Source organism: Kribbella sp. NPDC051587 (assembly GCF_044453945.1).
Lineage (GTDB): Bacteria > Actinomycetota > Actinomycetes > Propionibacteriales > Kribbellaceae > Kribbella.
Genome location: NZ_JBITDE010000001.1, coordinates 484,120 through 496,759, shown reverse-complemented (window position 1 = coordinate 496,759; position 12,640 = coordinate 484,120). Strand labels below are relative to the sequence as shown.

12 protein-coding genes are annotated in these 12,640 nt (G+C 67.3%); 10 read left to right on the top strand and 2 right to left on the bottom strand.

Annotation, left to right across the window (positions count from 1 at the left end):
• Positions 1-27 precede the first annotated feature (27 nt).
• From ACIA49_RS02305 to ACIA49_RS02290, 4 genes are all read left to right on the top strand, one after another.
• Positions 28-1,047, top strand: a complete 1,020-nt coding sequence (locus ACIA49_RS02305; protein ID WP_396375273.1) for a LacI family DNA-binding transcriptional regulator — start codon at positions 28-30, stop codon at positions 1,045-1,047.
• Between the two features lie 93 nt (positions 1,048-1,140).
• Positions 1,141-2,751 (top strand): discoidin domain-containing protein, encoded by a 1,611-nt coding sequence (locus ACIA49_RS02300; protein WP_396375272.1) that lies wholly within the window; start codon positions 1,141-1,143, stop codon positions 2,749-2,751.
• Between the two features lie 4 nt (positions 2,752-2,755).
• The gene (locus tag ACIA49_RS02295) at positions 2,756-4,000 is read left to right on the top strand and encodes an MFS transporter (RefSeq protein ID WP_396375271.1); all 1,245 of its coding nucleotides are present in this window, start codon (positions 2,756-2,758) and stop codon (positions 3,998-4,000) included.
• Complete coding sequence (locus ACIA49_RS02290) at positions 3,997-4,989, top strand: hypothetical protein (RefSeq protein ID WP_396375270.1); 993 nt, start codon at positions 3,997-3,999, stop codon at positions 4,987-4,989. The genes ACIA49_RS02295 and ACIA49_RS02290 overlap by 4 nt, the downstream gene beginning before the upstream one ends.
• Here the strand turns inward: ACIA49_RS02290 and ACIA49_RS02285 are convergent.
• Positions 4,977-5,420 (bottom strand): SRPBCC family protein, encoded by a 444-nt coding sequence (locus tag ACIA49_RS02285; protein ID WP_396375269.1) that lies wholly within the window; start codon positions 5,418-5,420, stop codon positions 4,977-4,979. The two genes, ACIA49_RS02290 and ACIA49_RS02285, sit on opposite strands and share 13 nt — an antisense overlap.
• Positions 5,421-5,461: 41 nt before the next feature.
• Here ACIA49_RS02285 and ACIA49_RS02280 point away from each other — a divergent pair, with 41 nt between their 5' ends.
• The 6 genes from ACIA49_RS02280 (at position 5,462) to ACIA49_RS02255 (ending at position 12,191) form a co-directional block, all read left to right on the top strand.
• The gene (locus ACIA49_RS02280; protein WP_396375268.1) at positions 5,462-6,211 is read left to right on the top strand and encodes an acetoacetate decarboxylase; all 750 of its coding nucleotides are present in this window, start codon (positions 5,462-5,464) and stop codon (positions 6,209-6,211) included.
• Entirely contained in the window at positions 6,211-7,137 is a 927-nt protein-coding gene (locus ACIA49_RS02275) for a 3-hydroxyacyl-CoA dehydrogenase NAD-binding domain-containing protein (protein WP_396375267.1), read from the top strand. Before ACIA49_RS02280 ends, ACIA49_RS02275 begins: the two co-directional genes overlap by 1 nt.
• Complete coding sequence (locus tag ACIA49_RS02270) at positions 7,134-8,642, top strand: CoA transferase (RefSeq protein WP_396375266.1); 1,509 nt, start codon at positions 7,134-7,136, stop codon at positions 8,640-8,642. The genes ACIA49_RS02275 and ACIA49_RS02270 overlap by 4 nt, the downstream gene beginning before the upstream one ends.
• Positions 8,642-9,946 carry an aldehyde dehydrogenase family protein gene (locus ACIA49_RS02265; RefSeq protein WP_396375265.1) on the top strand — a complete coding sequence of 435 codons (1,305 nt, stop codon included), beginning with the start codon at positions 8,642-8,644 and terminating at the stop codon, positions 9,944-9,946. The genes ACIA49_RS02270 and ACIA49_RS02265 overlap by 1 nt, the downstream gene beginning before the upstream one ends.
• Before the next feature lie 539 nt (positions 9,947-10,485).
• On the top strand, positions 10,486-10,956 hold the full coding sequence (locus tag ACIA49_RS02260; RefSeq protein ID WP_396375264.1) for a MarR family winged helix-turn-helix transcriptional regulator: 471 nt from the start codon (positions 10,486-10,488) through the stop codon (positions 10,954-10,956).
• The gene (locus ACIA49_RS02255; protein WP_396375263.1) at positions 10,953-12,191 is read left to right on the top strand and encodes an MFS transporter; all 1,239 of its coding nucleotides are present in this window, start codon (positions 10,953-10,955) and stop codon (positions 12,189-12,191) included. The genes ACIA49_RS02260 and ACIA49_RS02255 overlap by 4 nt, the downstream gene beginning before the upstream one ends.
• Here ACIA49_RS02255 and ACIA49_RS02250 read toward each other — a convergent pair.
• Positions 12,177-12,614, bottom strand: a complete 438-nt coding sequence (locus ACIA49_RS02250) for a GNAT family N-acetyltransferase (RefSeq protein ID WP_396375262.1) — start codon at positions 12,612-12,614, stop codon at positions 12,177-12,179. The two genes, ACIA49_RS02255 and ACIA49_RS02250, sit on opposite strands and share 15 nt — an antisense overlap.
• Positions 12,615-12,640: the final 26 nt, after the last annotated feature.

The window sequence follows — 12,640 nt, the reverse complement described above, 5'->3', positions numbered from 1 at the left end:
GGGGTGTTCGGCCACTACGCTGGGCCCATGAAGAAGGCCTCCGTGGTGACGATGGCTGATGTCGCCCGGTCCGCGGGGGTGTCGACGATGACGGTCTCGAATGTCGTCAACGGCCGGCCGCGGGTCGGTGCGGCGACCCGGGAGCGGGTGCTGGCCGCGATCGCGGAGCTCGGCTATCAGGTGAACCTGGCCGCGCGGCATCTGCGCGCGGGCCGGACCGGTGTGGTCGGGCTCGCGGTGCCAGAGCTCGAGCGCCCGTACTTCGCCCAGTTGGCAGGACGGCTGGCGGACCGGTTCGAGGCGCACGGGCTGCGGATCGTGATGGAGCGGACGGGCGCGAGCCGCGAGGGTGAGCTCGACGCCGTCGCGTTCTCCCGGCTCCGCATGTACGACGGCCTGATCCTCAGCGTGGTCGACATCGACCCGGGCGAACTGTCCCGGCTGAACACCGATGCGCCGGTCGTGATGATCGGCGAGCGGGCTCTGCCGTCGCGGTTCGACCACGTGATGATGGACAACGTCGGCGGCGCCCGGTTGGCGACCGCGCATCTGCTGTCGACCGGCGCTCGTCGGATCGCGATGATCGGCGGCGAACCCAGCGGCGCCGCGAACATGCCGGGACTACGCGCCAGCGGATATGCGCTCGCGCACGACGACGCCGGCGTACCGGTCGATCCCGAGCTCAATGTGCAAAGTAACTTCCGTTTGCAGGACGGGTACGACGCGATCCGATCGTTGCTCGATCGCGGTATCTCCTTCGACGCGGTGTTCGCGCTGACCGACGTGGTGGCGATCGGAGCCCTGCGGGCACTGGCGGATGCGGAGCTGCGCGTGCCGGCCGAGGTGCAGGTGATCGGCTTCGACGACCTGGACGAAGCGGCGTACCTGGTGCCGTCGTTGTCATCGATCAATCCGGGGCACGAGGAGATGGCCGAGGCCATCACGGCCCGGTTGCTCGCCCACCTCGGGGGTGACGAGCCGGCGGGTCCGCAGGAGCTCGTCGTACCGGCGCGGCTCGTCCTGCGCGGCACAACTCACTCCGGCTGAGCACTGGACGAGCGGTTCACCCGGGGTTTACCTTGCTCGGACTGTTAGGTAACCTTCCTAACAGTTTCTCCGGCACGCCCCACGGAGGTTGTCATGAGCAAACGATTGCGCCGGCTGTCGACGCTGTTACCCGTCGTCCTGGTCGCCGCACTGGGTGGATCGGCGGCCATCGCCGGTACCACTGCGGATTCTCTGTTATCACGGGGAAAACCGGTCCTCGCGTCCAGCATCGAGGACAACACAACGACGGCAGACAAGGCGGTTGACGGCAACACCGCCACGCGCTGGGCCAGCATGGAAGGCCACGATCCGGAGTGGCTGCGGATCGATCTCGGTCAGCCGGCCGACGTCCACCGGGTCAAACTGACCTGGGAGGCCGCCTACGCGAGGGAGTACCGGATCGAGGTCTCCAACGACGGCACCACTTTCAGTACTGTCAAAAGCCTTACCAGTCAGAACGGCGCCACCGATGACATCACCGGACTGACCGGCCACGGCCGGTACGTGCGAGTGGTCGGGACGAAGCGCGGAACGGCGTACGGGTATTCGCTGTTCGAGGCCGAGGTGTACGGCGTCTCGGACTCGACCGGCGACACCCAGGCGCCGACGGTCCCGACCGGGCTCGCGAGCTCAGCTGTCACGGCCACCTCGGTCGGGCTCAGCTGGACCGCGTCCACCGACAATGTCGGCGTCGCCGGGTACGACATCCTGCGTAACGGGGTCGCGGTCGCGACGTCCACGACCACGACGTACACGGATGCCGGTCTTGCCGCCGACACGTCGTACAGCTACAGCGTGCGAGCGCGTGATCTGGCCGACAACGTATCCGCCGCGAGCGCGGCGATCACGGTGCAGACGAGCGCCGGTGGCACCGGTCAGTTCGTGCTCGCCGCAGCCGGTGACATCGCCGAGCAGTGCACCGCGTCGGACTCGACCTGCATCCACCCGAAGACGGTGAAGGTTGTCGACTTCATCAAGCCGGCCAACCTGATCACGATGGGCGACAGCCAGTACGACGACGCGCATCTGTCCGACTACACCAACTACTACGCGAAGACGTGGGGCAAGTACAAGAGCATCACCAAGCCGGTCACCGGCAACCACGACACCTACGACTCGCCGAAGTACAACGGCTACGACAAGTACTTCGGGGACGCCATCGCGAAGCCGCAGGGCAAGCGCTACTACAGCTGGGAGAAGGGGAACTGGCACTTCATCGCCCTGGACTCCAGCGACTACATGACGCACGACACCCTGGCCACGCCGCGGGACGACCAGCTCGCCTGGCTCCGCGCCGACCTGGCGAAGAACACCAAGGGGTGCGTCGCCGCCTACTTCCACCATCCGCGGTGGAGTTCGGGTGACCACGGCGACAACGACGACAGCGAACAGTTCTGGCGGATCCTGACCGGCGCCAAGGTGGACCTGGTGCTGAACGGTCACGACCACGACTACGAACGGTTCGTGCCGATGAACGGTGACGGCAACGCCGACCCGAACGGGACGGTCGAGATCGTCGGCGGGATGGGTGGCGCGCACCCGTACGACCTGTCGCCCGCACACCCGACCACGGCCAAGCTGCTCAGCACCTACGGCGTGATCAAGCTGACGATGACCGACAACTCGTGGACCTCGCAGCTGCTCGGCCTGAACAACAATGTCGAGGACAGCAGCCCGACGTACACCTGCCGGGCCAAGGGCTGAGGTCATGTACCTCGCCGGAACCCGGGCCGCGGACCACGCCGCGGCCCGGGCGACACCAGCCCGCTCGGTCCTGACCCGGGTCCCCGGCACGGTCGTTGCCCTGGGCATCGTCAGTCTGGTGACCGACATCTCGGCCGAGATGGTGACCGCGATCCTGCCGCTCTACCTGGTCTTCGGTCTCGGCCTGAACCCGTTGCAGTTCGGTCTGCTCGACGGCCTGTACGCCGGTGCGACCGCCGTACTGCGGTTGGTCGGCGGGCATGTCGCTGATCGGTGGCAGCGACTGAAGGCCGTTGCAGGCATCGGGTACGGCGTCTCGGCCGCCGCGAAACTGGGGTTCCTGGTGGCCGGCTCGTCGGTACCCGCGATCGGCGTCGTACTGGCTGTCGACCGAGCCGGCAAAGGCGTCCGGACCGCCCCGCGGGACGCCTTGATCTCACTCAGCAGTTCGCCCGAGACGCTCGGTCGTTCGTTCGGTGTGCACCGGGCCATGGACACGGTCGGGGCCTTCCTCGGTCCGTTGGCCGCGACCGCGGTGCTATGGGCTGCCTTGGGCAACTACAACGCGGTCTTCGTCACCAGCTTCTCGTTGGCGACCTGCGCTGTCCTGCTGCTGGTCGTCCTGGTCCCGAACCGGACCCGGCTCAGCAGCGAGCCGGTCAAGACCAAACCGTCCTTCCGCACCATGCTGGGGTTGTTGCGGGAGGCAAGCTTCCGGCGCTGCTGCATCTGGGCTGCCGCGTTGGGTCTGTTCACGGTCACGGACTCGTTCCTCTACCTGGCGTTGCAACGGCGCTGGGACATCGACGGCCGGCTGTTCCCGCTACTGCCGCTCGGTACGGCGGGAACGTTCCTGCTGCTCGCGATCCCGCTTGGCAGGCTCGGGGACCGCATCGGGCGGTGGAAGATCTTCATCGCCGGACACCTGGCGCTGATCGTCGCGATCCTGCTGGTCTGCGGTCCGATCGGCAACTGGTGGCTGGCGCTTGCTCTGCACGGGGCGTTCTACGCCGCCACCGACGGAGTGCTTCCGGCGGCTGCGGGACCAATGCTTCCGGAGGGCCTTCGGGCGAGTGGGCTCGCCGTACTGCAGACCGGGCAGGCGCTGGCGCGGATGGTCTCGGCCGTCACGGTCGGCCTGTTGTGGACGTTGTGGGATGTCCGGCCCGCGCTGCTCCTGTTCGCCGCGGTCTTGCTGATGGTAACCGTCGCCGCGGCCGTGATCAGACCTTTGGAGGCCGCACGATGAAGAAGATCATCGGGCTGATCGCCGGATTCGTCGTGCTGCTCGGAGGTGCCGCCGGGTACGTCGTGTCGGTGCGACACGGCGGCGCGACCGTGAACGCCGTACCGGTGAGCACCGGGCAGTCGCTCGCGCTGGATCAGTCGACACTGTTCTTCCGCAACCTCGCGGACGGGCCCGACCACGGCAAGCTCGCGGCGGTTCCGGTGGCTGATCCGGGGGCTACCCGGAAGGTGGGGGAGCTGTCCTGCGACCGGTTCGCCGCAGCTCGCGGTACGGCGATCTGTCTGCGGCTCAAACCGGATTCGCTGCCGCCGCTGACCGAGATGCTCGTCCTCGACGCGAACCTGCAGGAGATCCACCGGGAAACGTTGCCCGGGACACCGAGTCGGGCGCGCGTCTCGCCCAACGGCCGGATCGTGAACTGGACGCTCTTCGTCACCGGCGACTCCTATGCCGCCACCGGCTTCTCCACCCGGACCGGCCTCTACAACCTGGACAAGAAGCGGCTGATCAAGTCCATCGAGACGCTTCCGATCCTCGTCGACGGCGAGCGCTACTTCGCCTCGGACGTGAACTATTGGGGTATCACGTTCGCTGCCGACGGCAACCGCTTCTACCTGACCATGGGCAGCAAGGGGAAGACCTACCTCATCGAAGGCGACTACCGGCTCTATCGCGGTGAAGCGATCGCTCGCAACGTGGAGTGCCCGTCGCTGTCACCCGACGGCCGCCGGATCGCCTACAAACAGAAGGTTGCCACCGGCAAATGGCGGCTCGCGGTCCTCGACCTCGCCACCCGCAAGATCACCAACCCGCCCGACGACCGCTTGCTCGATGACCAACCCGTTTGGCGTGACAACGAGACACTGCTCTATCCGCTCCGCGCCGCCGATGGAAGCACCGACATCTGGTCCGTGGGCCTGACGAAACCGCCCACCCTGCTCATCCGGCACGCCACCAGCCCCTCGTTGGGTGGCAGTCAGACGTCCTGAGCCAGCCGAGCCGCCAGGGCGTTGTTCATCGCAACGAACTGCGGCTCGATGGTTTTGCGCAACATCGAGCGGAGGAACGGAACCGAGATCCCGCGGAACTCCTCGTCGTTGCGGAGCCTGGTCCGGTCACCGGGCAGCTGCTCGAGTTGGTAGCTGTGCCGGCCGTCGAACAGACCGCCGAAGCCGACCCGGCTGAGCCAGGTGAGCTCCCGGTTCGGTTCGACCACGAGGACACGCGGAGTGAAGGTCCGCTCCTTGCCCTTGGCATCTCGAACACGGGTGGTCACCGTCGTACCGGCCGTCAACTCACCGGTCAACGAGAAGATCAACGGATTCCACTCCGGGTACGCCGTACTGTCGGTGAGCACTCGCCAGACCGCGGCCGGTGGCGCGTCGAGGTCGATGGCGGTCCGAACCGCGAATGCGTTCATGCGCCGCACCGTAGCAAGGGTCGTGTTCTAGCATCGAGGACATGGTCATGTCCGAGGACGACGTCAGGGCCCAGCTCACCACTCCTCTGGCCTCGCCGGCTTTTCCGCGCGGGCCCTACCGGTTCACCGATCGGGAGTATCTGAACATCACCTACCGGACCGACCCGGACGCGCTCAACGCGCTCGTCCCGGCGCCGCTGAAGGTGACCGACCCGCTGGTCCGGTTCGAGGTGATGCGGATGCCGGACGTGACCGGGCTCGGCGACTACACCGAATCCGGGCAGGTCGCGCTCGTCGAGTACGACGGTTCGCCGGGTGAGTTCACCCTCGGCATGTACGTCGATCACCTCGGCGCGATCACCAGCGGCCGCGAGTATTCCGGGTATCCGAAGAAGTTCGGGAAGCCGACGCTGAGCGTGGACTCGGACACGCTGGTCGGCACGCTGGACTACGGCTCGATCCAGGTCGCGCTGGCGACGATGGGGTACAAGCACCAGGTGATGGCCGAGGCCGAAGCGCGCGCCGAGCTGACCGCGCCGACGTACATGCTGAAGCTGCTGCCGGGCTACGACCGCAAGCCGCGGATCTGTGAACTGGTCCGCAGCCAGCTCACCGACCTGACCATCAAGGGTGCCTGGACGGGACCGGCGCGGCTGCACCTGGTACCGCACGCGCTGGCACCGCTGGCCGATCTGCCGGTGCTGGAGATCGTGTCGGCCAGTCACATCCTGACCGACCTGACGCTCGGGCCGGTCTCGGTCGTGCACGACTACCTGGACGGAGATCGATGATGAGGGCAACCATTGTCGGTGGCGGCGTGATCGGTGTCTCCTGGGCCGGCCTGATGGCGGCACACGGGATCGACGTCGTGATCAGCGATCCGGCTCCTGGTATTGAGGACGTCGTCCACGCCGGCTTGGCAGAGTTGGCGCCTTCGTTGGACGAGCTCGGTCTGTCGAGCGCCGGGCTGACCGACCGGGTGAGCTTCGAGCCCGATCTGGCGCGCGCGGTTGACGGCACCGACGTCGTACAGGAGAACGGGCCGGAGCGGCTCGACCTCAAGCATCAGATCTGGACGACGATCGAGGCGAATGCTCCTGCACATGCCTTGTTTCTGACGTCCACCTCGGGGATTCCGGCGACCGATATCGCCACCGCTCTGCAGGCGCCCGAGCGGTTGGTGGTCGGCCACCCGTTCAACCCGCCACACCTGATCCCGCTCGTCGAGGTCGTGCCGGGCCAACAGACCTCAGCCGAAGCGGTACAGGGCGCTGTGGAGTTCTACACCAGCCTCGGCAAGAAGCCGATCGTGCTGGCCAAAGAGGTCCCCGGATTCGTCGCCAATCGGTTGCAGGCGGCAATCTTCCGCGAATGCGTCCACCTGGTCGCCGAAGGTGTGGTGACCGAGCAACAACTGGACGAGGTCGTCACCTCATCCCTTGGCCAGCGCTGGGCAGTCAGCGGACCCTTCCTCAGCTTCCACCTCGGCGGCGGCCCCGGCGGCCTCCCACACTTCCTCGAGCACCTGGGTCCGGGCCTCCAGAAACGCTGGGGCCAGCTAGGCGCCCCCAACCTCGATGAACCCACGAACGCTCTGTTGAGCAAGCAGGCCGACGACTTCGGTGGCACCGTCGCCGAACTCGCGAAGAAGCGCGATACCGCCCAGATCGCGCTGATGAAGGCGCTGGGAACTGCTCCTTCCGGGGACAGCAAATGAGTGCTGTGACTGCGCGGGTGCGCGCCTCGCTGGCCAACCCGATTCGCTCTGAGGCGGATGATCAGTTCGACCTTCATGCCGCGCTAGGGGAGGTGCTGGCGGATGTCGGGTTCACGGCCGACGACTGTGGGGGACGGGTCGAGTTCGTCGGCGCGGACCCGATCGTGCCGAGCGCCGTACGGCTGGGTGCTGCGCCCGCCATCGGACTCGTGGCGAAGTCCGTCGCGCTGGCCGCGTTGTGGCGGCATCGCGGTGGGTCCGGGCAGGACATCAGCATGGATCTGCGGAAGGCGCCGCACCGGCTGTGCCCGTTCTACGACAAGAAGTGGGAGTTGGTGAACGGCCTGCCGCCGACCAACACCGCCGACCCGGCCAGCCCGCTGTCGCTCAAGTTCTACCGCGCCGGCGACGGCCGCTGGGTGATGCCGCTCAACATCTACCCGAAGCTCAAGACCGCAACGCTCAAACTCCTTCGCACGTACGACGACGCGACCGCGATCGCCGCTGCTATCGCCCGCTGGAAGGCCAGCGAGCTGGAGGAAGCCGGTGCGGACGCGGGAATCGTGATGCCGATGGTCCGTAGTACCGAGGAGTTCCTGGAAACCACGCAGTACAAGGACGTTCTGGCCGGCCTCCCACTCATCGAGATCGAGAAGATCGGCGACTCACCGCCCGAGCCGCTCCCCGCGGGCGCACTGCAACCGCTCGACGGGATCCGGGCTCTCGGCCTCGGCCACGTCATCGCGGGGGCCGGAATCGGCCGCGCGCTGGCTCAGCACGGCGCCGACGCGCTCAACCTCTGGCGGCCGACCGAGTGGGAGAACCCGGTCGTCTACATGACGGCGAACGTCGGTGTCCGGTCCGCGACCGTCGACTACGCCCGCAACCCGGCCGCGATGAAGACCGTCCGCGACCTGCTTCGCGGCGCCGACGTCTTCTACGCCAACCGGCGCCCCGGCCAGGTCTCCACGCTCGGTCTCTCACCCCAGCAAGCGGCGGCGATCCGGCCTGGCATCATCCACACCACGGTCTCGCTCCACGGCGAACAGGGGCCGTGGGCAACGAGAGTCGGCTTCGACCAGACCGCGGGTTGTGTGACCGGCATGATGACGCTGGAAGGTTCGGCCGACCAGCCGGTCCTGCCGCACATCGGAGTGGTCAACGACTACCTCGTACCTTGGCTCGCGACCGCCGGCATCTGCGCCGCGCTGATCCGCCGCGCCACCGAAGGCGGTTCGTACCGGGTGCACATCTCGCTGACCCGGATCGCGCTCTGGATCATCAGCCTCGGCATCTTCGACCAGAACTACGCCCGGCAGATCGCGGGCAGCGGCGGCGACCACGCCTATCTGGACCCCGACACCTTCACCGCCGAAACCCCACTCGGTCTGTACCAAGGCGTCACCGACCAGGTGCAGATGTCCGCCACCCCCGGTGCCTTCAGCACCATCCTCGTCCCCCGCGGCTCAAACCGCCCCGAATGGCTCCCGAACGGAAACTCCTGATGACCTCCGACATTCCCCAGCTCGTCACCGATCTCCGCGCGACCTTCGACTCGCGCATCACGCGGCCGGTCGAGTGGCGGCGGGAGCAGTTGAACGCGCTGAAGACCATGCTGCTGGAACAAGACGCGGACTTCGTCGGCGCGCTGCACACCGACCTCGGCAAGCCCGCCGACGAGGCGCGTGGTACCGAGCTGATGTTCATCGTCAACGAGATCGACCACACCCTCGAACACCTCGACGAGTGGCTCGCCCCGGAGCCGGCACCGCTGCCGGACAAACTCCTGCCCGGTACGGCGGAAGTGATCCGCGAGCCGCTCGGTGTCGCGTTGGTGGTCGGCCCGTGGAACTACCCGCTGCACCTCGCCCTCGCCCCGCTCGTCGGAATCCTTGCTGCAGGCAACGTTGCTGTCATCAAGCCGAGCGAGTTGTCCCCGACCGTCTCCGCGACGATCGCGCGGCACGTACCGGCGTACCTGGATGCCTCTGCGGTCGCGGTCGTCGAGGGCGGCATCCCGGAGACGACCGCCCTGCTCGAGCAGAAGTTCGACCACATCTTCTACACCGGCAACGGCCAGGTCGGCCGGATCGTGATGACGGCGGCCGCGAAACACCTCACCCCGGTCGCTCTCGAACTCGGCGGCAAGAGCCCGGTCATCGTCGATCCCGCCGTCGACCCGGCCAAGGTCGCCGAGCGACTCGTCCGCGCCAAGTTCCTGAACGCCGGTCAGACCTGCGTCGCCCCCGACTACGTCCTGGCGATCGGCGACCCCGCGCCCCTCGAGGCCGCCCTCACCGCCGAGGTCCACCGCAAGTTCGGCGCCGACCCGTCCACGAGCGACGAGTACGGCCGCATCGTCAACGAACGCCACTTCGACCGCCTCTCCGGCCTCCTGACCAGCGGCCGCGTCGTCGTCGGCGGCGAAACCGACAAGGCCACCAAATACATCGCCCCCACCGTCCTCACCGACGTAGCCGCCGACTCCCCGGTCATGGGCGAAGAGATCTTCGGCCCCGTCCTCCCGATCCTCACCGTCGAGTCCCTCGACGAAGCCCTCGCCTTCATCCGCAACCGCGACAAGCCCCTGGCCCTCTACGCCTTCACCGAATCCGACGAAGTCAAGCACCGCATCCTCACTGAAACCTCCTCCGGCGCCGTCGGCTTCGGCCACCCCGTAGTCCACCTCACCGCCACCGACCTCCCCTTCGGCGGCGTCGGCGAAAGCGGCATGGGCCGCTACCACGGCAAGTACTCCCTAGACACCTTCAGCCACCTCAAAGCAGTCCTAGACCGCCCCCTCCCCTAATCCCCCCAACGTCCGAACAACCGCAGGGCGTCGTCGGCGTGTCTTCGGACGTTACCCACCCCACCACCGCTCAGCGGATCACCCCGCCCCGTACCGCTCCCAACGTGCTGGGGTTCCTCCCCAAACCCCTTCGGGGAGGAACCCCGCCAGTGCCGCCGCAGTTCGGGGAGTATCCCGGACCGTTTCGGGCGGTGGATCCTCCCCGCATCCATGCTCAGGAAGCATGACGCCTCCCCAAACCGGTTTGGGGTTGAACCGCGTCGGTGGCGAGGTGGTTTGGGGAGGATCCTGGACCGCTGCGGGCGGTGGATCCTCCCCACATCGGTGCTCAGGGAGCATGACGCCTCCCCAAACCGGTTTGGGGGCATATCGCGAACGGGGTCCCAGCGGTAACAGACATCTGCTGATGTCCATCGGCTGGCGTGGTCAACCAGTGCGGCCGGCGGCGTACTTGGTGGTTGCCGGCCAACGTCTTCCATCGCAGCATGAACATCGAGCCGTTGTGACAGTGCTTATATAAGTGCTGTTACGATGGCTTGGTGGATGATCCGACAGAGCAGAGTCAGTGGCGTGCGCTCCATCAGTTGCTGGGGCGGATCGACGGTGAGATCGGGCGGGTTTACACCGATCGCGACATTCAGGGGCTGAAGCCGACCTATGTGATGGAGCTGTTGCGGCTGCATCTCAGGGGGCCGATGACGATCACCGAGCTGGCCGAGTCGGTGGGGCGGACGCATTCGGCACTCAGTCAGAAGGTCGCGGCGATGCGGACGGCGGGGCTCGTGCAGACCGAGGCCGGGCCGGATGCTCGGGCCAAGGTGGTGGCGCTCACGCCGCAGGCGGAGGAGCTGGCCGGGTTGCTGGCTGCGGAGTGGCGGGCGACCGAGGCGGCGATCACGGAGCTCGAGGACGAGCTGCCGTACAAGATGACGCAGGTCGTGCGCGACATCGAGGCGGCGTTGGCGCGGAAGAGTTTCTACGAACGCGTCACCGAAAAGCTTGCCGAATGAAAGGCATGCTGATCGACCTGGCCCCGCTGCGGGCGTCGCGGCCGTTCCGGCGGCTGTGGTTCGGGCAGGCGGTGTCGGTCTTCGGTGGGCAGTTGGCGTTCGTCGCGGTGATGTTCCAGGTGTGGGACGAGACGAAGAGCTCGGCCTGGACCGGTGCGGTCGGGCTCGCGCAGGCGTTGCCGCTGATCGTGCTCGGCCTGTTCGCCGGAGCGGCGGTCGACCGGTTCGAACGCCGACGGTTCTACCTGATCACCACGCTCGGCCAGCTGCTCACCTCCGCCCTGATGGCTAGCCAGTTGCTGATCGGCTCGGTGCCCGTCGGCGTACTGCTCGGGCTGGTCGCGATGCAGGCCGCCTTCGGTGCAGCATCCGGTCCCGCGGCCCGAAGCATCCTCCCGCAATTGCTGCCCCGAGAGCTGCTGGCCGGCGGCATCGCCCTCAACCGCGTCGCCTTCCAAGGCGCCATGCTGATCGGTCCGGCCGCCGGTGGACTGGTCGTCGGCGCCTGGGGCCCCAGTACGGCGTACCTGGTCGACGCGCTGACGTTCACCGCAGCCCTGTACGGCGTACTCGGTCTCCCACTGCTTCGAGTCGACGGCGACGTGCGACCCGGTCTGCGCGGAGTTGTCGACGGGCTGACCTTCGTCGTGTCGACCCCGGTCATCCGTGGGGCGCTGATCACCGACCTCGCCGTCACCGTGCTGTCGATGCCGATCAGCCTCTTCCCGGCGTTGAACGCCGAGCGGTTCGGTGGTGACCCGCGAACGCTCGGGCTGTTCCTGACCTCGATCGCCGTCGGGGGAGTGCTCGCCTCGGTACTGTCCGGTTCCTACACCCGACTGCCACGCCCCGGCGTGGTGATGCTGATCGGCGCCGGCAGCTGGGGAGTCGCGCTGGGCCTGTTCGCCTTCGCACCAACCCCATGGATCGCGCTCGCCTTTCTAGCCATCGCCGGTGCCGCCGACACGGTCTCGGTCGTTGCCCGCAGCACCATTGTTCAGCTGCACACCCCCAATGAACTCCTCGGCCGAGCCGCCGCAGCCGAACAGATCGTCGGCAGCGCCGGCCCCAACCTCGGCAACGTCCGCGGCGGCGTCACCGCCCAGTTCACCTCACCGTTCACTGCGCTCATCTCAGGCGCCGTCCTCTGCGTGGCAGCAGTCGTGACCGTCGCCACCACCACCCCCGGCCTCCGCCAGGCCGTCGTACCGGAAACGGCCTCAACGCGAGGCTGAGTCGAGCCTGAGCAACACCCAGGATTCGGTTTCGCCGGGCAGCACATACGTCTCCACCTCGACGAAGCCGTGATGCTCGGCGAACCGAATGCCCTCAACGTTGCTGGCCAGGATGTGAGTCTCCACAGGTCCGCCGGTCTGCGCCAGGCAGTGCTGGTACAGCGTCTCGCCGAATCCACGCCTCCGGTACGGCGGGAGTACGCGCGCGATCACGGTCTCCGCCGCAGTCTCCGCCGAGGGCGGTCGGACCGTCGAGCATCCGACCAGCACGTCACCGTCGTACGCGACCTCGAGGATGTTGCGGGTGCTGCGCTCGCGGACCTCCTCGACCGACAACGCGGCCGGAGGAACGATCTCGTTGTGCACGCGCCGCCAGTCGAGCAGCGTCGCCTCGTCGTCAACTCGCACAATCCGCAGCGTCATGACGCTGATGGTGACACGTAGTAGGT